Genomic DNA, 26,040 nt, shown 5'->3' with positions numbered 1-26,040 from the left:
CCCGGCATAAGCTCGTCCCATGTCCCACGTGCTGTCCTTCGCACCCGTCTTCCCCGCGATGCTGCGCACCGAGGACGGCGTCCGCATCGACGCCGCGCACATCCCGCCGGCGGGCGGCGAGGCGCGTGCGGACCTCGGGATCGTGGTGGCGCACGGCTTCACCGGCTCCTGGCGCGAGCGCACCGCCCGCCGCATCGCCCACGTCCTGAGCCGGTACGGCGGCGTGGTGGCCTTCGACTTCCGCGGCCACGGCCGCTCCGGCGGGCTGACGACGGTCGGCGACCTGGAGATCCTCGACGTGGAGGCGGCCGTGCGGCACGCCCGCGTGGTGGGCTACTCCAGGATCGCGGTGGTGGGCTTCTCGATGGGCGCGGCGGTCGCCGTGCGGCACGCGGCGCTGCGGCGGGGCGTGGACGCGGTGGCGGCGGTGAGCGGCCCGGCCCGCTGGTACTACCGGGGCACCCGCCCGATGCGGCAGGTGCACTGGGCGATCGAGCGGCCGGTGGGCCGCCTGGCGGCCAGGGTGGCCAAGCGCACGAGGATCGCCCGCGGCCCCTGGGACCCGGTGCCGATGCCGCCGCACGAGGCCGTGCGGCTGATCGCCCCGGCCCCGCTGCTGATCGTGCACGGAGACGCCGACTCCTTCTTCCCGCTGGACCACCCGTACGAGTTGTTCGAGGGGGCGCGCGAGCCGAAGGAGCTGTGGATCGAGCCGGGGTACGGCCACGCGGAGGCCGCCGCCACTCCCGAACTCATCCGTCGAATCGGTATGTGGATTGGTTCGAACCTTTTGTGAGTAAGGAGCGTCTACCTAGGGCGTATGGGAGGAAACCGCCGGGAGAAATGTCCCTGGGGAAGGAAACCGCCGATGCGGTGGACGTGGGACATACTTCAGTAGTCGGACGGTTGCCCAGCGTCGCGGGGGCGCGCTGGGTGCCTCCCCTGTACGGCGGAGGGCCCCGCGGCGCGCGGGGCCCTCGTACCGCCGGTCAGCCGAGGCGCGAGATCGACTTGTACTCCAGGTAGCCGCCCAGCCCCTCGGGGCCGAGCTCGCGGCCGACGCCGCTGGCCTTGTAGCCGCCGAAGGGCGCGTTGGCCTCCAGCATGAAGCAGTTCACCCCGTACGTGCCGGTGCGCACCTGGCGGGCCACGTCCATGCCGTGCTCGGCGTCGGCCGTCCAGACCGTGCCGGCCAGGCCGTAGTCGCTGTCGTTGGCGATGCGGATCGCGTCGGCCTCGTCCTCGTACGGGATCACGGCCAGCACCGGGCCGAAGATCTCCTCGCGGGCGATGCGCATGTCGTTGCTCACGCCGGAGAAGACGGTGGGGGCGACGTACCAGCCGCGGTCGTACGGCCGGTCGAGCCCCCCGACGACGACCTTGGCGCCCTCGTCCATGCCGATCCTGACGTAGCCCTCGACGCGCTCCTGCTGGCGCCTGGCGACGAGCGGGCCGATGCCGGTGGCGGGGTCGGCGGGGTCGCCGACGGGCTGGGAGGCGACCATGGCGGCGACGGCGTCCACGACCTCGTCGTAGCGGCGGCGCGAGGCGAGGATGCGGGTCTGGGCGACGCACGCCTGGCCGTTGTTCATGAGCGAGGCGATGGCCAGCATGCCCATGCTGGAGGCGAGGTCGGCGTCGTCCAGGACGATCGCGGCGGACTTGCCGCCGAGCTCCAGGCTGACCCGCTTGAGCTGCTCGCCGCAGATGCCGCCGATGCGGCGGCCGGCGGCGGTGGAGCCGGTGAAGGCGACCTTGTCCACGCCGGGGTGCGAGACGAGGTGCTCGCCCGCCTCGCGCCCGGCGGGCACGACGTTGAGCACGCCCGCGGGGATGCCCGCCTCGGACGCCCACTCGGCCAGCAGGTACGCGTCGAGCGGCGTCTCGGGCGCGGGCTTGAGCACGATCGCGCACCCGGCGAGCAGCGCGGGAGCGACCTTGGTCATGGTGACGAACTGCGGGACGTTCCAGGGCACGATGGCCGCGACGACGCCCACCGGCTCCCTGCGCACGGTGATCGGGCCGAACAGGCCGGGGCGCTGCTCCTCCTGCGCGAACTCCTCGCCCAGCGCGGCGTAGAACTGGAGCATGCCGAGCGGCTGCGGCGCCTGGGCGAGGTTGGAGAAGGTGATGGGGGAGCCCATCTCCTCGGTGATGAGGGCGGCCATCTCGGCCTGGCCCGCGGCGTAGATCTCGGCCAGCCTGCCGATCACGGCGGCCCGTTCGGCGAACGTCATCCTGGGCCAGGGCCCGTGGTCGAACGCCTCGCGGGCGGCGGCCACGGCGCGGTCCATGTCGGCGGCGGTGCCGTCGGGGACCCGTCCCACGACCTCCTCGGTGTGCGGGGAGATCACGTCGATGGTGCCGGTGCCCGCCGGTGCCACCCATTCGCCCCCGATGAACAGCGTGTCGTGCTGGCGCATGTCGTGAGCCTCCTGCTTGAGCGAATGCTTGCTTGTGAGGGTGACGTCCCAAGGCGACCGAACCATGTTCTGTGCAGGCGTGCAAGGGTCCGGCTGTGGCGCGTTCCCCGACGGGATGCGCATAACGGACAAATCCCGTCAGAGTTCGCCAAAGGTGCGCCAATTGCCCTGTTCGGATGACAGGATTCAAGATCATCTTCTATAGTTTCGGACCGTCTACGAGGGGAGGGGACGGGCGTGAGGCTCTGGCGCTTCGCCGCACTCGTCGCCGTCCTCGCCGGGCTGCTCGGGCTCCCCGCGCCCGCGCCCGCGGTGGCCGACCCGAGCATCACCGAGCTGCGCAGGCTCACCAAGCAGGCGGCCAAGCTCGAACAGCTCTACCGCGGGCAGATCCAGAGCCTGGAGGAGGTCAAGCTCCAGGTGAAGAACGCCACCCGGGTCTCCGGCAGCCTGCGCGCCCAGCTCAAGGCCGCCCAGACCGACGTCAGAACCATCATCGAGACCACGTACATGACGGGTTCGCTCGACGGCGTGCAGCTGTTCGGCTTCCAGGGCGACCCGTACAAGACGCTGGGCGCGGCCTCGACCCTGCTCCACCTCGCCGCCGAGCGCAGCGGCAAGGTGCAGCGCATCGAGAAGCTCGTCGAGGACTCGAAGCAGGCCCAGCTCAACGCCAGCGACAAGATCAAGAAGATGAAGACGGAGATCGAGCGGCTGCAGAGCAAGCGCCGCGAGGTCGAACGCCTGCTCGCCAAGTTCGGCTTCCAGCAGCCCGGCGGCGCCGAGGGGCTGACCCCGCGCATGATCGCGGTGCGCGCCGCGATCATGCAGGAGTTCCCCATGCGGTACGGCGTCGGCTGCCTGCGCCCCGGCGACCCCGGGGAGCACGGCAAGGGCCGGGCCTGCGACTTCATGATGTCGCGCGGCGGCACCATGGCCGCCGGCAACGACGCCGCCACCGGCGACGCCCTCGCCGAGTGGCTCATCAAGAACGGCGCCAGGCTCGGCGTCATGTACATCATCTGGAAGCAGCGCTACTACGACATCAGGTCGGGCGGCGGCTGGGACCCGATGTCCGACCGCGGCGGCGTGACCGCCAACCACTACGACCACGTCCACGTCTCGGTCTTCTAGCCGCGCTCCTTCGCCAGGAAGTCCCTGAACCACGCGTACGACGCCTTCGGGGTGCGGCGTCCCGTCGCGAAGTCCACGTGCACCAGGCCGAAGCGCTGGTGGTAGCCCTCGGCCCACTCGAAGTTGTCCAGCAGCGACCAGACGAAGTAGCCGCGCACGTCCACGCCCTGCTCCGCCGCGGCCCGCACGGCGGCGATGTGGCCCTCCAGGTACGCGATGCGGTCCTGGTCGTCCACCGTGCCGTCGGGGCCGGGGACGTCGGGCTGCGAGCAGCCGTTCTCGGTGATGTGGATCGGCGGCAGCGCCTCGCCGTAGCGGGCCTTGAGCCCGGTCAGCAGCTCGCGCAGCCCGTCGGGGACGACCGGCCAGCCGAACGCGGTGGTGGGGTATCCGGTGACGCCGGCGTCGGAGAAGGGCAGGCCGTCGGCGTCGGGCGCGGCGATCCTGGTGGGGTTGTAGTAGTTGATCCCGAGCGCGTCGAGGGGCGCGGAGATGATCTCGAGGTCGCCGTCGCGGACGGCGTCCAGGGCCGGCACGTAGGCCGACAGGTCGGGGTAGGCACCGAGCAGCACCGGGTCGTTGAACAGGCGGTTGTGCAGCGTGTCGTAGGCGTCGGCGGCGGCCAGGTCCTCGGGGGAGTCCGACGCGGGCCACACCGGGGTGCAGTTGTTGGTGATCGCCACCTGCCGGGCGCCGGCGGCGCGCAGCGCGCCCACCGCCAGGCCGTGGGCCAGGAGCTGGTGGTGCGCGACGGGCAGCGCGTTCACGAGCAGGGCCTGCCCCGGGGCGTGGAGGCCCATGGCGTGGCCGTAGGCCATGTGGACGAACGGCTCGTTCAGGGTGATCCACAGGGGGACGCGGTCGGCCAGGCGGCCCGCGACCAGTGCCGCGTAGTCGGCGAACCGGCCGGTGACGTCCCGGTCGAACCAGCCGCCGCGGTCCTGGAGCGCCTGCGGCAGGTCCCAGTGGAACAGCGTGGGCACCGGCTGGACGCCCGCCTCCAGCAGCGCGTCCACGAGCCGGTCGTAGAAGCCGAGCCCCGCGGCGTTGACCGCGCCGGCGCCCTCGGGCAGCACGCGCGGCCAGGAGATCGAGAACCGGTAGGCGTTGACGCCCAGGTCCCGCATGAGCGCGACGTCCTCGCGCCAGCGGTGGTAGTGGTCGCAGGCGGTGTCGCCGGTGTGGCCGTCGCGGGTGCGTCCTGGCTCGTGGGAGAAGGTGTCCCAGATGGAGACACCCCTTCCGTCCTCGGCGACTGCGCCCTCGATCTGGTAGGCGGCCGTGGCCGTGCCCCAAAGGAACATGCGGTGCTCCTCAGCGTCATGTGAGTATGGCTCATGTTAAGCCGGAGCCCCCGCCGCCGCCACAGAGCGCGGGCGATAGGCCAGGATGGAGCACATGACGAGTACCCTGCGCCGCCGTCCCGCCCAGCGCCGCAGCCTGGAGCGGGTGGAACGGATGCTCGACGAGTGCGCGCTGCTGCTCGACGAGGTCGGCTACGAGGCGTTGACCACCAAGGAGGTGGCCCGCCGCGCCGAGGTGCCCATCGGCACCTTCTACCAGTTCTTCGAGGACAAACAGGGGCTGGTCCGAGCCCTGGCGCTGCGCAACCTGGAGGCGTTCCTCACGCGGGTCGCCGAATGCCTCGCCACCGCCACCCTGAACCACTGGGCCGACCTGGCCGACCTCGCCATCGACGAGTTCGTGGAGATGAAGCGCACCACGCCGGGGTTCGCCGTCGTCGACTTCGGCGAGGTGCTGCTCGCGCCTGGCGGCCCGTCCATCGAGGGCAGCAGGCGGGCGCTCGACGGGCGGCTCGACAACAACGTCGTCGTCGCCGACCGGCTGCGCGACCTCATCATCGACCTGGCCGACGTCCCGGCCGGGCCGGAGCTGGACCGCGCCCTGCTCGTGGCGGTCGAGGCCGCCGACGCCGTGCTCAAGCTGGCCTTCCGGGCGAACCCGGCGGGAGACCCCGACCTGATCGCCGAGTGCAAGCAGCTCGTACGCCGCTACCTGGCCACCCACCTCAGCTGACCGGCGACTCCGGGAGGTGCTCCTCGACCAGCCACGCCCCGGCCGCCGCCACCATCAGCCGCCCGCGCGGCGGGCCCGCCGCCCGGTGACCCGGGCGGCGGCCCAGCCTCCGGCGCAACCTCCGGCCGAGCCTCAGCACGCCGCGTCCAGGCGGGTCCGCAGGTCGGCGTCCAGCTTGACGTCGGCGGCGCCGATCGCCTCCTCCAACTGCTCCATCGACGACACCCCCACCACGGGGACGTGCCCGTCCGCCATGAGCCAGGCCAGCACCACCTGGTTCGGCGTCGCGCCCAGCTCGCCCGCCACCTCCCGCAGCACGGCGAGGCGGCGCTCGGTGCCCGGATGGTGGTAGATGTCGGGGATCGGCCGGTCCGGCCGGGTGTAGGCGCCGGACATCAACGTGTTGTACGCCCACAGTGTCACCTCCGGCTCGGCCGCCACGTAGTCCAGCATCTCCTCCGACGCGAGCCGGTGCCCCGACTCGGCGAACCTGGTGTGCGGGCGCGGCCGCAGGTAGGTGTGCCGCAGCTGCACCGCCGTGTACGGCATCGAGCCGTGCGCCGCCGCGACGTTCCTCGCCCGCTCCAGCCGCCAGGCCGGGGCGTTGCTCGCGCCCGCCGCCAGGACCCGCCCCCGCCGCGCCAGCTCGCCGAACGCCTCCACGGTCTCCTCCAGCGGGACCGAGCGGTCCTCGACGTGCGCCCAGTACAGGTCGATCCTGTCGGTGCCGAGCCGCCGCAGGCTGCCCTCCGCCGCCCTCGTCACGGCCGCGGCCGACAGGCCCTCGGCGGAGCCGAGCGTGGTGTCGCCCGGCACCGTCGGCCTGGCCCCGCACTTGGTGCTGATGAAGACGCGGTCGCGGTTGCCGCGCGCCGCCAGCCACGCGCCGATCGTCTCCTCGCTCTCGTCGCCGGTGCGGCCCGGAACCCAGAACGGGTAGTTGTTCGCCGTGTCGAGCATCGTGCCGCCGGCCTCGTGGAAACGGTCGAGCAGGGCGAAGGAGTCCTCGCGGCTGACGGCGGTGCCGAACGGGATCGTCCCGAGTGCGATGTCCATGCCCCCGACTGTCGGAGCTGGAGCGCACTCCATGTCAAGCGGCATCCCCGGCCCCGAGGGGCGGTTGACCTGGAGTGCGCTCCAGGTGCCATGCTTGGCCCGTGAGCGTGTACACCCCCGCGGAAGTGGTCGAGGAGACCGGCTTCAGCCTCGACACACTCCGCTACTACGAGAAGATCGGCCTGCTGGAGCCGGTGGAGCGCAACGCGGCGGGGCAGCGCAGGTTCAGCCAGGAGGACGTCGGCTGGCTCGGCATGATCCGCTGCCTGCGCGACACCGGCATGCCCATCGCCCAGATGCTGCGCTTCGCTGAGCTCGTCCGCGCCGGCGAGCACACCATCCCCGACCGGATCGAGCTCCTGGAGGAGCACGACCGCCGGGTGGCGGCCCAGATCGCCAACCTCACCGAGCGCCAGAGCTACATCCACCACAAGATTTCCTACTACCGCAGCGTCCTGTAGCGCTGGCTTGGCGTTCCGGCTGTTAACCATGGTCCATGGCCGGAGTCAGGGCACGGAGGCTGAACGTACCGCTGCGCCGCGTCGCGCAGTCCTGCGCGGTGATGCTCTTCCTCCTGCTCGGGCACGTCACCGTCATCCAGGCGTTCGGCTCGCACGTGCTCAACGCCGACCGGCGCAACCAGCGGCCGCTCATCGACAGGTTCGACCATCCGCGCGGCGACATCCTCACCCACGACGGCACGGTGATCGCCACCAGCGAGGCGACCGGCACCGGCCCGTACCTCTACCGGCGCGTCTACCCGGGCGGGCCGTCGTACGCGGCGGTCACCGGCCATCTCTCGCTGAACAGCGCCACCGGGGTCGAGGCGGTCGAGGACGGCCTGCTGTCCGGCGAGGACCCCAAGGTCAAGGTGCGGTCCCTCGTCGGCGACGGCGGCGCGGGGGGCGCCGACGTCCGGCTGACGATCAGCGAGCGCGCCCAGGAGGCCGCCTACCGGGGGCTCGAGTCCGCGGGCCGCCCCGGCGCCGCCGTGGCGATCAACCCGTCCACCGGCGCCGTCCTCGCGCTGGCCACCTACCCGTCGTACGACCCGAACGAGCTGGCCGTGTTCGACAGGGACCGCGTGGCCCAGGCGGCGCGGCGGCTGCGCAGGGACCCGGCGCGCCCGCTGCTGAACCGGGCGCTCAACCGGCTCTACCCGCCCGGCGGGACGTTCAAGGTGGTCACCACGGCGGCCGCGCTCGCCTCCGGCGAGTACGGGCCCACCTCCTACGTCCGCGCCCCCGCCCGGCTCCGGCTCCCCGGCACGCCCGCGTTCCTGCAGAACCCCGGCGCGGCCCCGTGCGGCAACGCCAGGCCCACCCTCGCGTACGCCTTCCAGACCTCCTGCGACACGGCGTTCGCGGCGATCGGGCTGCAGCTCGGTCACGACATCCTGCGCGACCAGGCCGAGGCGTTCGGCTTCAACGCGCACGGGCTCACCATCCCGCTGGCCACGACGGCCAGCACGTACCCGGTCAGCCTCGACCGGCCGCAGACCGCGCTGGCCGCGATCGGGCACCAGGACAACCTGGCCACCCCCCTGATGATCGCCATGCTGTCGGCGGCGGTGGCGAACGACGGCGTGCTCATGCGGCCGTACCTGGTGGAGGACGTCCGCCTGCCCGACGGCTCCGTCATCGGGCGGGCCAATCCGGCGCCGTACCGCACCGCCGTGCCGCCCATGCTCGCCCGCTACCTGGCGGCCATGATGACCACGGTGACGCACGCGGGCGGCACCGGGACGGCGGCGGCCATCCCCGGCGTGGAGGTGGCCGCCAAGACCGCCGTCACGGACGTCGTGGCGGGCACGGAGGAGCCCGCCCTGGTGACGGCCTTCGCCCCTGCGGAGACGCCGCAGGTGGCGGTGGGCGTGGTGCTGGAGCGGGCGGGCCCGCAGTCGCCGGCCGCCGTCCCGATCGCCCGCGCCGTCCTCCAGGCCGCCATGACCTGACCGGCGCCCGCCCCCCGCTCAGCGGTACGCCTCCGCCTGGAGGGTGTACAGCTCGGCGTACAGGCCGTCCCTCGCCATCAGCGTCGCGTGGTCGCCCTGCTCGGTGATGCGGCCGTGCTCCAGGACGTAGATCCGGTCGGCGTAGCGGACGCTGGCCAGCCGGTGGGTGATGAGCAGGACGGTGCGCCCTTCGGCGTGGTCGCGGATGCGCTGGAAGAGCGCGTGCTCGGCGCGGGCGTCGAGCGCGGCCGTCGGCTCGTCGCAGATGAGCAGGTCCGCTTCGCGGTGGAATCCCCGGGCCACGGCGATCCTCTGCCACTGGCCGCCCGACAGCTCCTGGCCGTCCTTGAACCGGCGGTCGAGCAGGGTGCTGTAGCCGTGCGGCAGACCGGCCACCACCTCGTCGGCCCCCGCCACCGCCGCGGCCGCGCGCAGCGCCTCCTCGCCCCTGTCCGTGCCCATCGTGATGTTGTAGCGGGCGGTCAGCGGCCAGTGCCGGTGGTCCTGGGCGATGACGGCCGTACGCTCCCTGACCTCCTCGGGGCTGACCTGGCGCAGGTCCACGTCGTCCCAGTACACGCTGCCCTTGTCGGGCTCGTACAGGCCGGCGAGGATCTTGGACAGCGTGGTCTTGCCCGAGCCGTTCTCGCCGACGAAGGCGATCACCTCGCCGCGCTTGATCTCGATGCTGACGTCGCGCAGCGCGGGGCCGTCGGCCCCGGGGTAGGTGAACGACACGTTCTCGGCGACCACCCGCTGGAACCCGTCGGGGATCCGCCGCGGGCGCGGGCCGGGCAGGCGGCGTTCCGCGTCGGCGCAGAACTCCAGGAAGTCGGTGAAGTAGAGGCCGTCCTCGTAGAGGCGGTTGGTGGCGTACATGAGGGTGCCGAGCGAGGACTGCGCGGACCTGATGGCGAGGACGGCGGTGCCGGCGACGGCGAGCGGGATCGCGCCGACGGCCAGGAGCACGCCGAGCGCCACGTAGACGAGGCCGGTGCCGAGCCCGCCCAGCGCCTCGCCGGCGAGCCTGGCGACCGTCTGCCGCCTGGACAGGTCGAGCAGCACCTCCTGCTCGGCCTTGGCGACGGCGTCGTACATGCGCAGGAGGAAGCCGCGCATGGTGAACGAGCGCACCTCGGCGGCCGGGTCGCGGTTGGCGAGCAGGTCCGCGATGATCCACTTGCGGCGGACGGCGGGGATGAGGGAGTAGAGGGTGGAGTAGCGCATCCTGGCGCTGCGGACGGCGGCCCAGGCGTCGGGCAGCACCGCGAGCAGGAGCAGCGGCAGCAGCGCCGGGTGCAGCACGCCGAGCACGCCGGCCACGGCCGCGATGCCGACGGCGGCGGTGACCACGTTGATGGCGGTGCTCACGACGGAGTCGGCCATCGCCACGCCACGCGCTCTGGCGCGCTGGAGGGCGTCGTGGAAGTCGGGGTCGTCGTAGGCGACGAGGTCGACGCGGCTGGTCAGGCCGAACAGGCGCTCCTCGGTGAGGCGGGAGACCTGCGGGTCGAGCCTCGACTGCGCCCACCCGGCGCCGGCGCTCATGGCGGCGCCCAGCGCGGCGGACGCGGCGACCAGGGCGAGGCTCGGTAACGCGGCGACCACCCGTTCAGGCGTGGGCCCCTCGCTGAACAGCGCGGTGAGCACGCCGGTGGTGGCGAGCAGGCCGGTGGCGGTGAAGACGCCGCTCAGCAGGTTCAGCGCGACGGTGGCGGCGGTGTCGCGGGGGCTGGCCCGCCACGCGATGCTCATGGCCTGGCGGACGAGGGAGGGCAGCTTCCTGGCGATCGCGAGGAAGCCGACGTCGCTCATGGTGTCGTTGTGGGCATGCCATTCGGAGAGGGAGATCTCGCCGAGTTCCAGCGGCTCGTCGGGCATGAGGGGAGTGTTCCCCGGCCCGGTCACGCCGCCACCTGCGAAACGCGATCCGTAGTCGGGCCGTCGCTTAGGGCGACCAATTCGCCGTATTCCGGGCGCCTCATTAAAACCCCACGTCAAGGCATGTTCAATCGCGCTCAGCGCGCGTATCGTTGCGCTGTGTCATCGGCCGCCCCGCCTCTCGTGCCGGCGGGGCGTGCCGGTCGCCGGGGACGTCGCGCGGCGTCCAGCGGGTCTGGGCCTCTTCGGAGGGGTGGGGGTCCGGGTCCGAGCCGCGCGACCGCGGGTCCGAGTCGCGCAGGGCTCGGGCCCGCCCCGTCCCCCGTCCCCGCCTCCCCGCCGGGCCTCCGACGTGCGGCACTGCCGAAGATGCGGAGCTGTGACCGGCGCGCGCTTGACGATCGCGAGCGCGAAATGGGTTGATGTTCCTTTGACAACGTTGTCAGGTCACCAACTCGGGGGAGTTTCCGAAGGGATGGTGTGCAGTGCGACGATGGTTTGCGGCCGTATCGATCACGATGGCGGGCGTGCTCGGCCTGGCCGCCTGCGGCGGCAGCGGCGGCGGCGGCGGGCAGGCCGCCCAGTCGTCGGCGGCGACCGGCGGCGGCAAGCAGCAGGTCGAGGTGTTCTCCTGGTGGACGGGTCCCGGCGAGGCCGACGGCCTGCAGGCGATGAAGAAGATCTTCGAGGAGCGCAACCCCAACTACACCTTCTTCGACGCGGCCGTGGCGGGCGGCTCCGGCGACAAGGCCAAGGCGCTCCTGCAGTCGAAGCTCCAGGCCGACACCCCGCCCGACACCTTCCAGGGCCACGCGGGCGCCGAGCTGCAGGGCTACATCAAGGCGGGCGACCTGGAGGACCTCACCTTCCTCTATGACGAGCTGAAGCTCAAGGACGTCTTCCCCGCCCAGCTCGTGGACCAGATCAGCGTCCAGGGCAAGATCTACTCGGTGCCGGTCAACATCCACCGGTCGAACGTCCTGTGGTTCAACCCCAAGGTGCTCAAGGAGGCGGGCGTCGCGGCCGCGCCCACGACGATCGAGGAGTTCGTCGCCGACCTGGAGAAGGTCAAGGCCAAGGGCAAGATCCCGCTGTCGGTCGGCTCCGAGTGGACCGTGACCCACCTGCTGGAGAACGTGCTGCTCGGCACGCTCGGCACCGACGCCTACAACGCGCTGTTCAAGCCGGGCGCCGACTGGAACAGCCCGCAGGTGGCCAAGGCGCTGGAGAACTTCAAGACGATCCTGTCGTACGCGGGCGACCCGCAGGACGACTGGCAGCCCGCCGCCAAGCAGGTGGCCGACGGGCAGGCCGCCTTCACGATCATGGGTGACTGGGCCTACGGCTACTTCCACAACCCGCCGGAGGGCGGCCTGGGCAAGAAGTCGAAGGAGGACTTCGACTGGGCGCCCGCGCCGGGCACCGGCGGCACGTACCTGTGGCTGTCCGACAGCTTCACGCTGCCGAAGGGCGCCAAGAACCGCGACGGCGCCATCGCGTGGCTGAAGGTGGCCGCCAGCAAGGAGGGCCAGGACGCCTTCAACCCGAAGAAGGGCTCCATCCCGGCCCGCAAGGACGCCGACCAATCGCTCTACACCGACTACCTGGCCGACGCGCTGAAGGACTGGTCGAGCGACAAGCTCGCCGGGTCCATCCAGCACGGCGTCTCGGTGAGCCAGCCGTGGCTGGCCGCGATCAACGAGGCGGTCGGCCTGTTCATCGCCGGCAAGGACGTCGCCGCGCTGCAGAAGGCGCTGGCCGTCGCCGCGCAGGCCAACGCCCAGTAGGCGGGCCGGAGCAGCAGGTCGTGACGCGGCGGGCCCGTACGCACCGCGGCGGGCCCGCCGCGCCGAACCGGAGGGAGTGACAGATGAGGCGGGCACGCAGCTGGCTGCCCGGTCTCCTCCTCGTGTCGCCGTCGATCGTGGCGATCGGCGTCTTCGTGTACGGCATGCTCGGCTGGAACTTCCGGCTGGCCATGACCGACCAGCACGACGAGGTGTCCGAGGGCGAGTTCGTGGGGCTCAAGAACTTCGTCGACCTCTGGGACGTGCCCCGCTGGCACGTCTCGGTCGACCACGCCGTCATGTTCACGGTGGTGTTCGTGCTGGGGGCGTTGCTGCTCGGGTGGTTCCTGGCGTTCCTCATGGAGAAGGGGATCAGGGGCGAGGGGACGTTCAGGGCGGTCTACCTGTTCCCGATGGCGGTGTCCTTCGTGGCGACCGGCATCGTGTGGCGGTGGCTGATGAACTCGGGCACGGGGGAGCGGGCGGTCGGGCTGAACCGGCTGTTCGACGTGATCGGGCTGCCGCAGTGGCAGTGGTTCAGGGATCCGGACTGGGGGATGGCGGCCATGGCCATCCCGGCCATCTGGCAGATGTCCGGATATGTCATGGCGTTGTTCCTGGCGGGGTTCCGCGGCGTCCCCGAGGAGCTGCGCGAGGCGGCGCGCGTGGACGGCTGCACCGAGTGGGGGGTCTACCGGCACGTCGTGCTGCCCCTGCTGCGGCCCGTCACGCTGTCGGCGCTGATCATCCTCGGGCACATCTCGCTCAAGGTGTTCGACCTGATCGTCGCCGTGTCCGGCAAGCAGATCGTCACCGACGTGCCCGCCGTGTTCATGTGGGTGGCCGTGTTCGACGCCCACGACCCGGCCAAGGGCGCCACCATCGCGTCCTACATCGTGCTCAGCGTGGCCGTCTTCGTGATCCCCTACCTCGTCTGGTCCGTACGGAAGGAGCGGCGCTCGTGACGGCCGTCGTCACCAGGCGGGCGGGCGCGGCGACGTGGGTCCGGTTCGGCCTGCTGCTCGCGTTCGTCGTCGTCTTCCTCATCCCGATCTACGTGCTGCTGGCCACCAGCTTCAAGCCGCTCACCGAGGCCGACCCCGGGCAGGCGTGGAACCTGCCGCGGACCTGGACCGGCGAGGCGTGGCGGGTCGCCTGGGAGAAGCTCTCGCCCGGCCTGTGGAACAGCGTGCTGCTGGCGGTGCCCGGCGCGCTGCTGTCGTGCGCGCTCGGCTCGATGAACGGCTACGTCCTGTCCAAGTGGCGCTTCCCCGGCGCGGACGTGCTGTTCACGCTGTTCCTGTTCGGCATGTTCATCCCGTACCAGGGGGTGATGATCCCGCTCGTCCAGCTCCTCGTGAAGCTGAACGAGTGGACCGGGCTGCAGGGCGTCTTCTACGGCGGCATCCCCGGCCTCGTGCTCGCGCACGTCGTCTACGGCATCCCCATCTGCACCCTGATCTTCCGCAACTACTACGTCACCATCCCCGACGAGCTCGTCGAGGCGTCGCGCGTGGACGGCGCGGGCATGCTGCGCACGTACTGGTCGGTCGTGCTGCCGGTGTCGGCGCCCGCCTTCGCGGTCGTGATCATCTGGCAGTTCACGTCGCTGTGGAACGACTTCCTCTTCGCGGTGTTCCTCACCTCGCCCACGAGCTGGCCCGCGACGGTCATGCTCAACAACATCGCGGGCGCCCAGGCGACCCCCTACAGCCAGCAGATGGCCGCCGCCGTCCTCGCGTCGATCCCGACCATGCTCATCTACGTCCTGCTGGGCCGCTTCTTCATGCGCGGCCTCATGGCCGGGGCGCTCAAAGGGTGACGCGGGGCCGGGCGCTCTCTATCCGATCGAGCCCTGGGTCAGGGCGTCCCCCAGGGGCGTCCTGGCGTACAGGACCGTCCTGCCCGTCCGCGCGCCGGTGATCAGGCCCGCCCGGCGCAGCGCCGCCACGTGCTCCCCGACCGTGCCCGCGCTCATGGCCAGCAGCGTCGCCAGGTGCGTGGTCGTGGCCGGCACGGCCAGCTCGGCCAGGATCCGCGCGCGGGTACGCCCCACCAGCCCCGCCAGCGCGCCGCCGCCGTCCGCCGCCGGCGGGGCCGCCGTGCCGCGCGCCGGGTAGACCAGCGCGTACGGCCAGGCGTCCTCCAGGTACGCGCCCAGCCCCGGCGTGAACGCCGACGGCAGGAACAGCAGGCCCCTGCCGCCCAGCCGGTGCGCGCGGGCCTCGCCGCCCACCCGCAGCTCGACGCGGCCCTCCTCGCGCCAGCGCACCTGCGGGCTCAGGTCCTCCAACGCCGCCGCCCAGCCGAACGTCGCCAGCTGCCCGGCCCGCTGCACGATGTCGCGCTCCAGGATCGCGCGCAGCCGCGGCCAGATCGCCGAGAAGATCTCCGTCCACAGCGCCTCGTACGCGTCCGCCAGCACCCGCACCACGTCCGCGCCGAACAGCAGCTCCCTGATCCAGGGCGCCACCGGCGGGACGTCCGCCAGCGTCCTTGCGATCTCCGCGTGCGCCTGCGCCACCGGGGTGCGCCGCATCGCCGCCAGCTCCGCCTCGAACGGCACGCTCAGCCCCGCCGGAGGCGGGGCGATGAAGTCGACGTTCGCGCTGCCCCTGTTGCCGGTGATCGCGGTGATCGCGCCCAGCGCCGGATGCCGCCGCCTCAGCTCGCGGTACGGCTCCCTGTGGCGGGCCACCCAGCGCGTGTGGACGCCTGCCTGCGCCCGGCCGTCCAGCACGAGCTGCGCGTGCATCGTCTCGATCAGCGGCGAGAGGGCGAACCTGCTGGCCACCACGTCCTGGGGGGTGACCTCGACCGTCAGCACCTTTCGGTTATATCCGAAGAAATCGCCTGCCGGGCGGGGCGTCCGCACCATCGAGGACGTGAGACAAGCGACGTACGGAGAGGTCTTCGCCGTCCGGGAGTTCCGCGTGCTGTTCGGCAGCTTCGCGCTCCTGGTGGCCGGGGACTCCATCAAGATGCTGGCGCTGTCCGTGCTCGTGTACGCGCAGACCGGCTCGGCGGGGCTGTCCGCCGCCGCGTACATGGCCGGGTGGCTGCCGTACGTGTTCGGCGGGATGTTCCTGCTGTCACTGGCCGACCGGCTGCCGCCGCGCGGGCTGATGATCATCGGTGAGCTGGTCAGGGTGGCGGTGTGCCTGCTGCTCGCGTACGCGGGGCTGCCGGTGTGGGCGATGCTGGCGCTCGTCCTCGTGACCGGGCTGTTCGCGCCCGTCTTCGGCGCGGCCAGGACCGCCCTGCTGCCAGAGGTGCTGCCGGGCGACGCGTTCGTGCTGGGGCGGTCGCTGCTGGGCGTGACCTCCGCGAGCGCGCAGATCGCCGGGCTGGCCGCGGGGGGCGCGTTCCTCGCCGCCGCGGGGCCGCACGGCGCGCTCGCCGTCACGGCGGCCCTCTCGGCCGTGGCGGCCGCCGTCCTCCGCCTCGGCCTCCCACCCCGCCCCGCCCGCGCCGCACGGGACGCCGCCGGTGCGGGGCCGGAGGCGGGGCTGCGTGCCCGGCGGGACGGCGGTGGCGGGCGGCGTGGGGCCGTGGCGGAGACCGTGGCCGTGAACCGGCGGCTGCTCGCCGACCGGCGGGTGCGCGGGCTGCTGCTGGCCGGGTGGCTGCCCAGCGTGTGCCTGGCCGGCGCGGAGGCGATGATCGTCCCCTACCTGGGCGGTCAGGGCCAGGCCGGCGCGGTGCTGGCGGCGGCCGCCTGCGGGATGGCCGTCGGGGAGTTCGCCGTGGGCAGGTTCGCCGCACCCGGGCTGAGAGAACGCCTGTCGCTGCCGCTCGCGGTGCTGCTCGGGCTGCCGTGGCTCGCCTTCGTCCTCGCGCCCGGCGCCGGGTGGGCGGCGGCGCTCGCCGCGCTCGCCGCCGCCGGGCTGGCGTACCAGCTCGGGCTCCAGCGGCGCTTCGTGGACGCGGTGCCCGAGGAGGTGCGCGGGCAGGCGTTCGGGCTGCACTCGGCGGGGCTCATGACGGGACAGGCCGTCGGGGCGGCGCTGATCGGTGTGCTCGGCGAGCTGGTGACGCCCAGGTACGCGCTGGTCGCGGCGGGAGCGGCGGGCGTACTCACCGCCCTGGCCCTCACCCGCCACCTCCGCCCGGACCCCGAGCCCGCGATCAGGCGGTGAGTCCGGGCGAGGCGGTCAGGCGCGGGCCGCGTACGGGCCGGGGAGCTCGCCGGAGCCGCGCGGGACGAGGCGTACCGGCAGCTCCAGCCGCCCGGACGGGCCCGTGTCGCCGCCCAGGCGGCGGAACAGCAGCTCGGCCGCCGCCCGCCCCATCCCCGCCGGGTCCTGCGCCACCACGGTCACGCCGGGGGCGAGCAGGTCGGCCAGCTCGAAGTCGTCGAACCCCACCAGCGCCACCGGCCGCCCGCCCGGCAGCCGCCACCTCCCCGCCTCGTACGGCCCGTCATGGCCCTGGCGCCCCGGCAGTGCGCGCAGCACGGTGACGGTCAGGCGGCCGTTGCCCGTGAACAGCGCGGTCGGCGGGTCGTCCAGCGCGGCCAGCCGGGCGAGCTCCTCCCGCACCGGGCCGGGCGCCGCCCCGCGCATCGCCACGAGCCGCTCGTCGAACAGCGGACCCAGCGCCTCCCGGTAACCGCGCAGCCGCTCGGCCGCCGTGTAGATGGTCGGCTGGTCGCCGAGGAAGGCGATCCTGCGGTGCCCGTGCCCCAGCAGGTGGCGTACGGCGATCGCGGCTCCGTCGGCGTTGGCCGCGAGCACGGTGTCGACGTCCAGCCCGGGGCCTGGCGGCCGGTCGGCGAACACCACGGGTGTCCCGGTCTCCAGCTCGGGCTGCAGGTAGGCGTGGTCGTCGCCGGCCGGGACGACGATGAGGCCGTCCACCCGGCGCGTGCAGAACGCGAGCACCAGCTCGCGTTCCCTGCCCGGCTGCTCGCCGGACGAGCCGCTCATGAGCAGGCAGCCGTGCTCGATGGCGACGTCCTCGACGGCGCGGCTCAGCCCGGAGTAGAACGGGTCGGCGACGTCCTCGATGACCAGCCCGATCGTGGCGGTCCTGCCGCTGCGCAGCACGCGCGCGCTCTCGTTGCGGCTGTAGCCGAGGCGCTCGATCGCCGCGCGCACCCGCTCGGCGGTGTCGGGGTGCACCCCGGGTTCGTCGTTCACGACGCGCGATACGGTTTTCAGCGCCACGCCCGCGGCCGAGGCGACGTCCTTCATCGTCGGTCTCACGCTCGGATCATGTCCTAATCGGGCCGGGTGGACAACGTTGTCAAGAGGGTATGCGAGAGTTGGGGTCCATGTCGTTGAGATCGGCCGTCCTGGTCGTGGGGTTCGTGCTCACCGCGCTCAACCTGCGCCCCGCCATCGCCGGCGTGTCGCCCCTGCTCAACGAGATCATGAGGGACGCCGGCCTGTCGCCCGCGGGAGGCGGCGCGATCACCACCGTGATGGTCGTCTGCCTCGGGGTGTTCGGCCCGGTCGCGCCGCTGCTCGCGAGCCGTATCGGGCTCGACCGCACGCTGCTCGCCGGCCTCCTGGTGATCGCGCTGGGCGTGGTGCTGCGCGGCCTCGACGGCGTCGCGGCGCTCTACGTCGGCTCGGCGCTCGCCGCCACGGCCATCGCCGTGATGAACGTCTCCATGCCCGGCGTGGTCAAACAGCACTTCCCCGCCCGGGTCAACCTGTTCACCGGCGTCTACGTCTCCGGCGTGGTCGCCGGGGCCGCCGCCGCGTCCGCCCTCGTGATCCCGGTCGAGCGGGCCACCGGCTTCGGCTGGCGCGGCGTCTCCGCGCTGCTCGCCGTGCCCGCCCTGCTCGCGGCCCTGCTCTGGCTGCCGCAGGCGCTCGGCAAGCAGACGCTCGCGGGCGGCGGCCCCCGGCCGTTCCGCACGGTGCTGCGCAGCCGCGTCACCTGGTACGTCACCGCGCTCATGGGCCTGCAGTCGCTGACCTTCTACGTCATGCTGGCCTGGCTGCCGACGATCTTCGTGGAGGCCGGCCTGCCCGCCGACCAGGCCGGCTACCTGCTGAGCCTGACCAACCTCGTCCAGGTCGGCGCCTCGCTGGCGGTGCCGGTGCTGGCCGGGCGCGGCCCGTCGCAGGTGTCGTACGTGGTGGGCGCCTGCCTGCTGACCGTGGCCGGGTACCTCGGCATGCTGCTCGCGCCGACGACCCTGCCGTGGCTGTGGATGATCGTCCTGGGTGTGGGCCAGGGGGCGGCGTTCGCGCTGGCGCTGCTCATCATCGCGCTGCGGCCCGCCGACCCGGCCGCCGTCACCGCGCTGTCGGCGGTGGCGCAGTCGGTCGGGTACGTCGTCGCCGCCCTCGGGCCGATGCTGTTCGGGCTGCTCAGGCAGGTCTCCGGCGGCTGGACGGCGCCGCTGCTCGCCGGTCTGGCCGCGCTCGCCGCGCAGACCGTGGCTGGCTGGCTCGCCGGGCGTCCTGCTACGTTAGGTAAGGCTAACCTATAGAGCAGGAGGGCTACCGGCGTGCTGACCGAGACGCTCCAGCGCGTGGCCGACGCGCGCGGCGGGATCCTGGGCGTGGAGCCCGGCCTGGTGATCGAACCCGACGAGAGCTGGACCCCGGTCGCCGAGCTGCTGTGCCCCCCGTACCCGCGGCTGCGGGAACTGGTCGCGCAGACGGCCGCCCGCTGGAACGCGCCGCTCCACGTCGGCGCCGCCCTGTTCTGGAAGACGTACGGCTACTGGCACGCCATGCCGATGGCGCTCGGCTGGGCGCTGGACGGCCGGGTGCCGATCATGCGCCTCGCCGACACCTACATGAAGACGTCCGAGGCGGGCGTCACCATCGGGGCCACCCGCGTGAGCTGGGCGTCCGGCGGACCCGCCATCGCCGGGGCGCTGGAGGAGTCGCAGCGCCCCCTGGTCGAGGTCATCGCCGCCATGGCGAAGGTGGGCGAACGCACCCTGTGGGGGTCCACCGCCGAGGCGTTCGCCCATCCGCTGACCCAGATCGTCCAGGCCGACTACATGGCGCTGCTGCGCGAGATCGGCAGCCCCGTCGACGGCCTGATCGAACCCTCGGACGACGGCTACTTCCGCAGGACCTGCTGCCTGTGGATCACCCTGCCCGACGCCGAGGCGTGCGGGAGCTGCTGTGTCCTGCGGCCCCGTGGGGGACGTCCTGCTCCCGCGGCCCCCTGATCGCTCAGGCGACCGCGGGGTCCGCCGTGCCCGCCACCGCGTCGGGCTCGATCGGACGCAGCTCGTCGGCGTAGCTCACCGAGACCCGCCGCATCACGCCGCCCTCGTCGATCGAGTACTGCCCGAGCCGCCACAGCGGCGGCGAGTACGCGTGGATGGACACGCTCTCCGGCAGCGCGCCGGTCAGCCGGTGGATGTGGTCGGGCCCGAACGAGAACGACTGGCCCTCGGCCACCACCGTCTCCAGGTGCTCGCCGCCGATGCGCGGGTTGCACTCCTTCAGCGCGCCCCGCACCACCCGCACCGCCCCGGAGGAGATGTCGTGGTCGTGCCAGCCCGTGTCGTCCTCGGGCCGCCAGCACAGCAGCCACACGTCCACGTACGCGTCGCGGTGCAGCGAGGCGTAGTGCCGGCCGCCGCCCTCGGGGAAGCGCACCTCGTCGGCCCACTCCACGGGGCGGTCCGCCAGATCGTTCACCAGGTCACGCAGCTCCCGCCGGTCGAGCGTCCGCTCGGGGAGGCGGGCGGCGAGGCCCTCGTCCCGGTTCTCCCTGGTGCTCACGTACGTGTCTCCTTTCTGCCGAGTAGCCGGAGGGGGTTGGCGACCCGGACCGCGTGGCGGGCGGCCACGCCGAGCCCCGGGTCGGGAGCCGTGGCGTAGGGGGCGTCGGAGCCGTTCACGACGACGTCGACGCCGAGCTCGCGGACGATCGCGTCGATCGCGCGCGGGCCGTAGGAGGAGGTCTCCACGTAGCAGCCGGGGTCCACCAGGCCGCGGCGCGGGCCGCCCCTGGCGATGAGCCGCTCGGAGTGCAGCGGCGCGAGCCCCGCGAGCAGGGCGAAGCAGACGCGTAGCCGCGGGTGCCGCGGCCTGACCACGGCGTGGAAGCGGTGCCAGGCGGCGTGCATCTGCTGCACGTACGGCACCATGGCGGGCCACCAGCCCGGCAGGCCGGGAGGGCTCGCGACCGGCCCTGGATGGACGAACAGCGGCAGGTCGCGCTCGGTGAGCACGTCGAGCAGCCGGTCGTCGGGCTCGGCGCCGGCCGGGATCTGCAGCCCGGCCAGCCCGCGGTCGAGGTCCTTCGCCAGGCGGTCGGGGTCGGGCTCGCTGAGGCAGGTCGCGGCCCACGCGCCGTACGGCGCGCCGAGCGCGAGCGCGCCGTCGTGGTGGGCGTCGATGAGCGGCCACGACTCCTCGGGCGGCAGGAACTCGATGCCGAGCGGGCTCGACAGCGACAGCAGGACCAGGTCGAGCCCGGCGGCGGCGTCGCGCCGCGCGCGCTCGGCGGGGTCGTGGTCGGCGGGGTTCACCTCGTACGGCTCCTCGCCGTCGAGGAGCAGCGTCCAGCCGTCGAGCCTGGGCGGGGACGCGCGGTGGCGCAGGGCCTCGACGAACCCCGGGGCCCACAGGTGCTGGTGCACGTCGACGCCCACGAACTCCTCCTCCCTGTATTTCCGACAGACAATACAGGAATATGTCCACCGCCCGTGCTCACTGCCCTGTGAAGCGGTTCAGTGATACGGTTCAGTGAACCGTTTCACCTCCGGGTTGTCAACGGCTCAGGGAAACTGTCGGCGACACGCAATAGGCTGGCGGGCGTGCCGCGCAAGAGAGCGACGATCCGCGAAGTGGCGAGGGCCACCGGCCTGTCGCCGGCCGCTGTGTCGTACGCGCTGCGAGGTCTGCAGGTCTCCGAGGAGACGATGGAGCGCGTCAGGGCCGCCGCCGCCGAGCTCGGCTACGAGGCCGACCCCATCGCCAGGGCGCTCGCCAGCGGGCGCAGCGGCATGATCGGCGTGCTGTGCGGCTCGCTCGAAGACCTGTGGCAGCAGTCGCTGGCCACCGGCATCAGCCGCGGCCTTCGCGAGAAGGACCGCTACGCGCTCATCCTCGACGCCGTCGGCGACCCGTCCCGCGAGCGGGCCCTCGCCAGGCAGCTGCGCGACCAGCGCGTCGACGGCCTGATCGTCCAGCCGCTCGACCCGGCCGCGCCGTTCTGGGCCGAGCTGTGCGAGTCGCTGCCCGTCGTGGCCATCGGCGACTCCCTTCCCGGCACCGCCGGCGAGGTCGTCTTCGACAACCGCAGCGGCGTCACCCTCGCCCTTGAGCACCTGCGCCACCTCGGCCACCGCCGCGTCGCCGTCCTCACCCCGACCAGGCCCAGCACCCCCGACCGGCCCGCCGACGTCCACGTCACCGCCGAGGCCGACCGGCTCGGGCTCGACATCCTGGTCGCCACCGCGCCCCACGACCTGCCCGGCGCCACCGCCGCCGCCTGCGCCCTGCTGGAGTCCGAGCGGCCGGGCGCCGTCTTCTGCTTCGCCGACTCCATCGCGTACGGCGTCTACGCGGCGGCCCGCGACCTCGGCCTGTCGATCCCCGGCGACGTCTCCGTCATGGGCTACGACGACCACCCGATGTCCGAGCTGCTCACGCCCGGCCTCACCACCGTCGACTGGAACATCGACGGCATCGTCAGCGCCGCCGTCCGCCTCATGTCGGCCGCCGCCGACGGCCCGTCCCGCCGCCGCCGCATCGTCCAACGCCCCACCCTCAAGGAACGCGGCTCCGTCGCCCTGGCGAACAACGGTAAATAGCCCGTCAGAAGACGGGGTAAAGCTATGGCGGAGATCATCCCCTCGGCATTCGGAGGATCTTCACGATGGAACAGCCCTCCTTGTTCTCCCCGGACCTTGGAACGCTCCAGGACAAGCCGCGCGGCAAAGACTTCCGGCAGCTCAGCGCGCTCATCACCGTGAACGTGCCTCGGCGGCCAGCAGCCGGTCGGCATACACCCCCCGGGCCGTGCCCGGCTCGGCCGGGCTGCCGGAGAAACCTGCCCTGTTCCACTTCGGGTTGCCAAGAGCGCGCATGTGCCGGCAGGCGATCCCCGCGGCGGCGAGCGCCGTGGCCAGAGCGGTCTTGCTGAATCCGCGCTTGCGGGAGATGGGCGTCAACCTCACGTCCACCAGCAGCTCCGACTCTCTCATGGTAGGCGGCGCGCCGTCTCATACACGTCGCAGCGCTTGGCGGGCGGTCGTGAGGTCCTGGGTGAGGGGGCGGTCCGGGGGCGGGGGGTTGAGGGCGCGTACGGCGGCTGCCCGTTCGCAGGCCAGGACGATCTCCAGGGGCTCGGCGCAGCGCAGCGCGTAGCGGGCGGCCTGGGTGGCGAAACCGGCGTGGTCCTCGGTGCCGAGGGAGATCACGGCGGTGCCCGTGGTCACCGGGGTGGCCAGGTGGCGCAGCTCCGCCAGGGCGTCCTGGGCCACGTACTCCAGGATCAGCGCGCCCGAGCCGCCCTCGGCGGCGGCCAGGAACGGCAGGCGGCCGGTGTGGGCCGGGTTCATGAGCGTCGCCAGCCTGGCCGTGCTGAGCTGCGCCGTCTGGACGAGCGCGGCCCGCAGCGCGTCCAGCGCGAGGGCCACGGGCGCGCTGTGGAAGTTGCCGTTGTGCCAGGCCAGCGAGTCCGCGATGAGGGGGTTCTCGGTGGCGGCGTTCATGTCGGTCTCGACCACGGCGGCGGCGTGGCCGAGCGCGTCCACGGCCGCGCCGTGCACCTGCGCGAACGCCCGGTAGCCGTACGGGTCCTGCAGGCGGGCCGCGCGTTCGCCCGTGAGCAGGCCGCGCAGGCGCGCGGCCACGACCGCCTGGCCGGGGTGCGGCCTGGCCTCCTGCACGGCCGCCGCCAGCGGCTCGGCCGAGGCCGAGACGGCGGTGAACGACAGGGCCGCCACGTCCACGGCGGCGTCCAGCAGCAGGCCGAGGCGGTGGCAGGCGATCGCGGCGTCGGCCAGGGTGGCCGCGCCCGAGCTGATGAAGGGCAGGGCGTCGGAGGAGGACAGCGGGTAGCGGGGCGGGTCGGCCGGTTCGTCGCGCCACGGCAGCTCGCCCAGCAGGCACAGGGCGGTGGTGGCGAGCGCCGTCAGGTCGCCCGTGCCGATGGCGCCGTACGTCAGGATCGGCGGGGTGCAGCCGGCGTTGACCGCGTCGGCGAGCACGGGGAGCACGCCGGGGTCGACGCCGGAGCCGCCGGCGAGAAGCTGGTTGAGCCTGACCACGAGCATGGCCCTGGCCCGCTCGGGCTCGACGGGCGGCCCCGCGCCGCAGGCGTGGCTGCGCAGCAGGTCGAGGCCGGGGGCGTCGAGGGGGACGTCCCTGTTCGCCCCGACGCCGGTGGTGCGGCCGTACACGGGGCCGGTCAGCTCCTGGGCGGTGGCCCAGGCGGCGCGCGCCCGCTCCAGCCTCGAGACGGTGACGCGGACCCCGCCGAGCCCCGCCTCGTGCACCTGCGCGCAGGTCAGGCCCGCACCCGTCAGCTCCATGGGGAGGTCAGTCGCCGTCCGGGAGGATCAGGCCGAGCAGCCAGCTCACGACACTGATGATGATCGCGCCCCAGAAGGCGGCGGGGTAGAAGTCGGCGACGTGGAAGGGGATGTCGAGCTGGCCGGAGATCCAGCTCGTCAGCAGCAGCATGGCCGCGTTGATGACGAGGAGGAACAGCCCGAGCGTCAGGACGATGATCGCGCAGCCGAGCGCCTTGACGATCGGCTTCACGATGGCGTTGACCAGGCCGAAGATCAGGGCCACGAGCAGCAGGACGCCCCAGTACGTGGCGCCGCCGGAGGAGGTGTTGACCTCGATGCCCGGGACGACCTGCACGGCCACCCACAGGGCGACCGCGGCCGCGAGGGTTCTGATGATGAACTTCACGCTTGTGATACTTCCACTTTGCGCAGCCGGGTGCGATGGGACGGCGGCGTTACAGGCGGTCCGGCGCGGGGAAGGGGCGTGCTGGGAGGGAGCGACATGGACGCTAACGGGCTTGAGTCGTTGCCGGCGAGCGAGCTGCACGACCGCGCGGTGCGCTACGCGGTTCACCACGGCGACCTGGGATTCCTGTGGAACCTGCTGAAGGTGATCCCGGCCGCCGAGGCCGCCAGCGGTCACGACAACGAGACCGCCAACGACCTCAGCCGCGTCTCGGCGCTGCTCAGCGACGCCATCGCCTCGGGCGAGGGCGACCTGGGCGAGGCGCTGCGCCCCATCTACGTGGAGTACCTGCGCGCCCACCCCGACGCCTGACCCTCAGCCGGCGAGGCGGGTCTCCGCGCCGCCGTACTCGGCGACCTCCTGGCCGTCGAGGCTCACGATCAGCGTCCTGTACGGCCCCTCGTCGGCCAGTCGCTTGGCGAACCGCCTGGCCAGGGCGGGGCCCATGGCGTACATGGCGGTGGCGTACGCGTCGGCCACGCCCAGGTCGGGGCCGAGCACGGTCACGGAGCCGAGGCCGCGGCGGCGCTGCCCGGTGAGCGGGTTCACGACGGGCGAGCCGCCCGAGGTGGCGATGCCGAGGTCGTGGGCGGCGACGACCTTGCGGACGGCGCCCGTGCGCGGGTCGCGGAGCGGCACCCGCCAGCGCCTTCCCGGAGCCACTGAGCCGCGCACCCGGATGTCGCCGCCCGCGGTGATGCGGTGGTCGACGGCGCCGGCCTGCGACAGGGCGCGTGACAGCCGCTCCAGCGCCCAGCCCTTGATGTAGCCGGACGGGTCGATCACGCCGTTGATCCTGGCGTCGAACCAGCCCCCGGTGGCCTCGCGGAGCTCGTCGCAGCGGTGCAGCACCTCGATGATCTCGGGGATCTGCCTGATGGTCTGGCCTCGGTTGAGCCGGCGGATCTGGCTGTCCTCCCTGGCCGGGCTGAAGGTGTCGTCCACCCAGCGCAGCCAGGCGAAGGCGTCGTCGAGCAGAGGGGTCAGTTCTCGTGCGGGCAGAGCCGTACGGATGTCAACGCTGACCGGCGTGCCCATGACCGTCTCGACACGGGCGCTTCCCGGGAAAGTCGTCACCTTGCCTCCTTGTCCGAGCCCACCGTCCCACGTCGGCCGTAATGTGAGGCTAAACCTTTTGCTGGGATTTGAAGCGGATCTGTGACCTCGGGACGGCGAGGCGTGACAGGGCGCCGCGCACGTACCGCTGGAAGTGGCGCGGACCTGCGACGACGACCTCCCGCTCGGCGATGTCAGGGACCCGGCGGCTCAGCCCGGACGCGCTCACCTGCTCCTTGGCCCGAGGGTCGTGCTCCTCGCCCACGACGAGGATGACGCCGTACCTGGACTCCAGCTCGCGCAGCTCGTCGGTGACGCGGTCGGTCCTGTAGACCGCGACCGTGTCGCCGCCGCCCCCGCCGTGATCGGCGCCGCGCAGCCGCTCGCGCAGGGCGGACGGCTCGACGCCGGTGGCGATGAGCAGCGAGCCCCTGGCCCTGGACGGGGCGGTGTGGCTGAGGACGGCCATGACGGCCGCCGCCGCGTACAGGAGGAGCGAAGCGGCCCGGCTCACGCTGGTGACGTACGCGGTGGAGCTGAACTGATGCGCCACCAGCAGCGCGCCCGCCAGGTACCCGGCGAGCCGCAGCCGCTGCCTGGCCTGCTCGGTCGGCAGGAGCTCGGCCGCCTTGACGGTGGTCAGGCCGAGTGCCACGAGCAGGGCGGCGCCGGCGTAGGCGGTGGGATGCCACGGATAGCCGAACGACGGCTGCACCGTGCCGAACTCGGCGACCGCCACCCCGCACCAGAAGAGAACGGGACCTTGATGCGCTCTCGTCTCGCTTGCCATGTCC

At 72.8% G+C, this 26,040-nt stretch carries 26 protein-coding genes; 13 read left to right on the top strand and 13 right to left on the bottom strand.

The window, feature by feature from the left end; translation table 11 throughout:
• The first annotated feature begins 19 nt into the window (after positions 1–19).
• A complete protein-coding gene (locus BMX74_RS29160) occupies positions 20–796 on the top strand; it encodes an alpha/beta hydrolase (protein WP_256257323.1) in 777 nt (258 codons plus the stop codon).
• 193 nt (positions 797–989) lie between these two features.
• Here BMX74_RS29160 and BMX74_RS29155 read toward each other — a convergent pair whose 3' ends face one another.
• The gene (locus BMX74_RS29155) at positions 990–2,423 is read right to left on the bottom strand and encodes an aldehyde dehydrogenase (RefSeq protein WP_091103901.1); all 1,434 of its coding nucleotides are present in this window, start codon (positions 2,421–2,423) and stop codon (positions 990–992) included.
• Positions 2,424–2,660: 237 nt separating this feature from the next.
• On the opposite strand from BMX74_RS29155, the gene BMX74_RS29150 reads away from it, so the two are divergent.
• Positions 2,661–3,557 (top strand): VldE C-terminal domain-containing protein, encoded by an 897-nt coding sequence (locus BMX74_RS29150; RefSeq protein WP_091103899.1) that lies wholly within the window; start codon positions 2,661–2,663, stop codon positions 3,555–3,557.
• On the opposite strand, the gene BMX74_RS29145 is transcribed toward BMX74_RS29150, so the two are convergent.
• Positions 3,554–4,861 carry a GH1 family beta-glucosidase gene (locus tag BMX74_RS29145; RefSeq protein WP_091103898.1) on the bottom strand — a complete coding sequence of 436 codons (1,308 nt, stop codon included), beginning with the start codon at positions 4,859–4,861 and terminating at the stop codon, positions 3,554–3,556. The two genes, BMX74_RS29150 and BMX74_RS29145, sit on opposite strands and share 4 nt — an antisense overlap.
• A 94-nt stretch (positions 4,862–4,955) precedes the next feature.
• Here BMX74_RS29145 and BMX74_RS29140 point away from each other — a divergent pair, with 94 nt between their 5' ends.
• Positions 4,956–5,594, top strand: a complete 639-nt coding sequence (locus tag BMX74_RS29140) for a TetR/AcrR family transcriptional regulator (RefSeq protein WP_091103896.1) — start codon at positions 4,956–4,958, stop codon at positions 5,592–5,594.
• Between the two features lie 132 nt (positions 5,595–5,726).
• On the opposite strand, the gene BMX74_RS29135 is transcribed toward BMX74_RS29140, so the two are convergent.
• A complete protein-coding gene (locus tag BMX74_RS29135; RefSeq protein WP_082535181.1) occupies positions 5,727–6,650 on the bottom strand; it encodes an aldo/keto reductase in 924 nt (307 codons plus the stop codon).
• A 101-nt stretch (positions 6,651–6,751) separates the two neighbouring features.
• On the opposite strand from BMX74_RS29135, the gene BMX74_RS29130 reads away from it, so the two are divergent.
• Entirely contained in the window at positions 6,752–7,111 is a 360-nt protein-coding gene (locus BMX74_RS29130) for a MerR family transcriptional regulator (protein ID WP_055505097.1), read from the top strand.
• Between the two features lie 35 nt (positions 7,112–7,146).
• Positions 7,147–8,604: a penicillin-binding transpeptidase domain-containing protein gene (locus tag BMX74_RS29125; protein WP_091103894.1), complete on the top strand. Its 1,458-nt coding sequence runs from the start codon at positions 7,147–7,149 to the stop codon at positions 8,602–8,604.
• Positions 8,605–8,622: 18 nt separating this feature from the next.
• Here the strand turns inward: BMX74_RS29125 and BMX74_RS29120 are convergent, their stop codons facing one another.
• Positions 8,623–10,485 carry an ABC transporter ATP-binding protein gene (locus tag BMX74_RS29120; protein ID WP_091103893.1) on the bottom strand — a complete coding sequence of 621 codons (1,863 nt, stop codon included), beginning with the start codon at positions 10,483–10,485 and terminating at the stop codon, positions 8,623–8,625.
• A gap of 485 nt (positions 10,486–10,970) precedes the next feature.
• Here BMX74_RS29120 and BMX74_RS29115 point away from each other — a divergent pair, with 485 nt between their 5' ends.
• From BMX74_RS29115 to BMX74_RS29105, 3 genes are all read left to right on the top strand, one after another.
• Positions 10,971–12,272 carry an ABC transporter substrate-binding protein gene (locus tag BMX74_RS29115; protein ID WP_256257322.1) on the top strand — a complete coding sequence of 434 codons (1,302 nt, stop codon included), beginning with the start codon at positions 10,971–10,973 and terminating at the stop codon, positions 12,270–12,272.
• An 83-nt stretch (positions 12,273–12,355) separates the two neighbouring features.
• Positions 12,356–13,237, top strand: a complete 882-nt coding sequence (locus tag BMX74_RS29110; protein WP_091103890.1) for a carbohydrate ABC transporter permease — start codon at positions 12,356–12,358, stop codon at positions 13,235–13,237.
• The gene (locus BMX74_RS29105) at positions 13,234–14,094 is read left to right on the top strand and encodes a carbohydrate ABC transporter permease (RefSeq protein ID WP_420538147.1); all 861 of its coding nucleotides are present in this window, start codon (positions 13,234–13,236) and stop codon (positions 14,092–14,094) included. Before BMX74_RS29110 ends, BMX74_RS29105 begins: the two co-directional genes overlap by 4 nt.
• Before the next feature lie 18 nt (positions 14,095–14,112).
• On the opposite strand, the gene BMX74_RS29100 is transcribed toward BMX74_RS29105, so the two are convergent.
• Complete coding sequence (locus BMX74_RS29100) at positions 14,113–15,099, bottom strand: DUF5937 family protein (RefSeq protein ID WP_236714869.1); 987 nt, start codon at positions 15,097–15,099, stop codon at positions 14,113–14,115.
• 58 nt (positions 15,100–15,157) lie between these two features.
• On the opposite strand from BMX74_RS29100, the gene BMX74_RS29095 reads away from it, so the two are divergent.
• A complete protein-coding gene (locus BMX74_RS29095) occupies positions 15,158–16,411 on the top strand; it encodes an MFS transporter (protein ID WP_256257320.1) in 1,254 nt (417 codons plus the stop codon).
• Positions 16,412–16,426: 15 nt separating this feature from the next.
• Here BMX74_RS29095 and BMX74_RS29090 read toward each other — a convergent pair whose 3' ends face one another.
• On the bottom strand, positions 16,427–17,479 hold the full coding sequence (locus BMX74_RS29090) for a LacI family DNA-binding transcriptional regulator (protein ID WP_420538146.1): 1,053 nt from the start codon (positions 17,477–17,479) through the stop codon (positions 16,427–16,429).
• Between the two features lie 68 nt (positions 17,480–17,547).
• On the opposite strand from BMX74_RS29090, the gene BMX74_RS29085 reads away from it, so the two are divergent.
• Both BMX74_RS29085 and BMX74_RS29080 read left to right on the top strand, forming a co-directional pair.
• Positions 17,548–18,720: a CynX/NimT family MFS transporter gene (locus BMX74_RS29085; protein ID WP_091103887.1), complete on the top strand. Its 1,173-nt coding sequence runs from the start codon at positions 17,548–17,550 to the stop codon at positions 18,718–18,720.
• A gap of 18 nt (positions 18,721–18,738) precedes the next feature.
• On the top strand, positions 18,739–19,416 hold the full coding sequence (locus tag BMX74_RS29080; protein WP_091103886.1) for a (2Fe-2S)-binding protein: 678 nt from the start codon (positions 18,739–18,741) through the stop codon (positions 19,414–19,416).
• Positions 19,417–19,420: 4 nt separating this feature from the next.
• Here the strand turns inward: BMX74_RS29080 and BMX74_RS29075 are convergent, their stop codons facing one another.
• Both BMX74_RS29075 and BMX74_RS29070 read right to left on the bottom strand, forming a co-directional pair.
• The gene (locus BMX74_RS29075; RefSeq protein WP_055505089.1) at positions 19,421–19,978 is read right to left on the bottom strand and encodes a cysteine dioxygenase; all 558 of its coding nucleotides are present in this window, start codon (positions 19,976–19,978) and stop codon (positions 19,421–19,423) included.
• On the bottom strand, positions 19,975–20,853 hold the full coding sequence (locus tag BMX74_RS29070; RefSeq protein WP_091103884.1) for an amidohydrolase family protein: 879 nt from the start codon (positions 20,851–20,853) through the stop codon (positions 19,975–19,977). Before BMX74_RS29070 ends, BMX74_RS29075 begins: the two co-directional genes overlap by 4 nt.
• A 165-nt stretch (positions 20,854–21,018) precedes the next feature.
• Between BMX74_RS29070 and BMX74_RS29065 the strand changes: the two genes are divergently transcribed.
• On the top strand, positions 21,019–22,017 hold the full coding sequence (locus BMX74_RS29065) for a LacI family DNA-binding transcriptional regulator (protein WP_256257319.1): 999 nt from the start codon (positions 21,019–21,021) through the stop codon (positions 22,015–22,017).
• A gap of 153 nt (positions 22,018–22,170) precedes the next feature.
• Here BMX74_RS29065 and BMX74_RS29060 read toward each other — a convergent pair whose 3' ends face one another.
• From BMX74_RS29060 to BMX74_RS29050, 3 genes are read right to left on the bottom strand one after another with little or no spacing between them, the layout of a single operon-like run.
• Complete coding sequence (locus BMX74_RS29060; RefSeq protein WP_091103881.1) at positions 22,171–22,410, bottom strand: DUF488 domain-containing protein; 240 nt, start codon at positions 22,408–22,410, stop codon at positions 22,171–22,173.
• A gap of 18 nt (positions 22,411–22,428) precedes the next feature.
• A complete protein-coding gene (locus BMX74_RS29055; protein ID WP_091103879.1) occupies positions 22,429–23,742 on the bottom strand; it encodes an aromatic amino acid ammonia-lyase in 1,314 nt (437 codons plus the stop codon).
• Between the two features lie 7 nt (positions 23,743–23,749).
• Positions 23,750–24,130, bottom strand: coding sequence for a phage holin family protein (locus BMX74_RS29050; protein ID WP_091103878.1), 381 nt, complete (start codon positions 24,128–24,130; stop codon positions 23,750–23,752).
• Positions 24,131–24,226: 96 nt separating this feature from the next.
• On the opposite strand from BMX74_RS29050, the gene BMX74_RS29045 reads away from it, so the two are divergent.
• Entirely contained in the window at positions 24,227–24,502 is a 276-nt protein-coding gene (locus BMX74_RS29045; RefSeq protein ID WP_055509625.1) for a hypothetical protein, read from the top strand.
• A gap of 3 nt (positions 24,503–24,505) precedes the next feature.
• On the opposite strand, the gene BMX74_RS29040 is transcribed toward BMX74_RS29045, so the two are convergent.
• A complete protein-coding gene (locus BMX74_RS29040) occupies positions 24,506–25,267 on the bottom strand; it encodes an FAD:protein FMN transferase (protein WP_143078804.1) in 762 nt (253 codons plus the stop codon).
• Between the two features lie 49 nt (positions 25,268–25,316).
• On the bottom strand, positions 25,317–26,036 hold the full coding sequence (locus tag BMX74_RS29035; protein ID WP_143078803.1) for a ferredoxin reductase domain-containing protein: 720 nt from the start codon (positions 26,034–26,036) through the stop codon (positions 25,317–25,319).
• Positions 26,037–26,040: the final 4 nt, after the last annotated feature.

Origin of the sequence: Nonomuraea pusilla, from assembly GCF_900109355.1 — a bacterium.
In the GTDB taxonomy this organism is placed as follows: domain Bacteria; phylum Actinomycetota; class Actinomycetes; order Streptosporangiales; family Streptosporangiaceae; genus Nonomuraea; species Nonomuraea pusilla.
Note: the sequence above shows the minus strand (reverse complement) of the source record. Positions and strands in the feature narration are given on the sequence as shown.

Coding starts and splice junctions, on each gene's coding strand:
- BMX74_RS29160 (WP_256257323.1), top strand. CDS start 20: ATGTCCCACGTGCTGTCCTTCGCACCCGTCTTCCCCGCGATGCTGCGC.
- BMX74_RS29155 (WP_091103901.1), bottom strand. CDS start 2,423: ATGCGCCAGCACGACACGCTGTTCATCGGGGGCGAATGGGTGGCACCG.
- BMX74_RS29145 (WP_091103898.1), bottom strand. CDS start 4,861: ATGTTCCTTTGGGGCACGGCCACGGCCGCCTACCAGATCGAGGGCGCA.
- BMX74_RS29140 (WP_091103896.1), top strand. CDS start 4,956: ATGACGAGTACCCTGCGCCGCCGTCCCGCCCAGCGCCGCAGCCTGGAG.
- BMX74_RS29135 (WP_082535181.1), bottom strand. CDS start 6,650: ATGGACATCGCACTCGGGACGATCCCGTTCGGCACCGCCGTCAGCCGC.
- BMX74_RS29125 (WP_091103894.1), top strand. CDS start 7,147: ATGGCCGGAGTCAGGGCACGGAGGCTGAACGTACCGCTGCGCCGCGTC.
- BMX74_RS29120 (WP_091103893.1), bottom strand. CDS start 10,485: ATGCCCGACGAGCCGCTGGAACTCGGCGAGATCTCCCTCTCCGAATGG.
- BMX74_RS29110 (WP_091103890.1), top strand. CDS start 12,356: ATGAGGCGGGCACGCAGCTGGCTGCCCGGTCTCCTCCTCGTGTCGCCG.
- BMX74_RS29085 (WP_091103887.1), top strand. CDS start 17,548: ATGTCGTTGAGATCGGCCGTCCTGGTCGTGGGGTTCGTGCTCACCGCG.
- BMX74_RS29060 (WP_091103881.1), bottom strand. CDS start 22,410: ATGAGAGAGTCGGAGCTGCTGGTGGACGTGAGGTTGACGCCCATCTCC.
- BMX74_RS29055 (WP_091103879.1), bottom strand. CDS start 23,742: ATGGAGCTGACGGGTGCGGGCCTGACCTGCGCGCAGGTGCACGAGGCG.
- BMX74_RS29045 (WP_055509625.1), top strand. CDS start 24,227: ATGGACGCTAACGGGCTTGAGTCGTTGCCGGCGAGCGAGCTGCACGAC.
- BMX74_RS29035 (WP_143078803.1), bottom strand. CDS start 26,036: ATGGCAAGCGAGACGAGAGCGCATCAAGGTCCCGTTCTCTTCTGGTGC.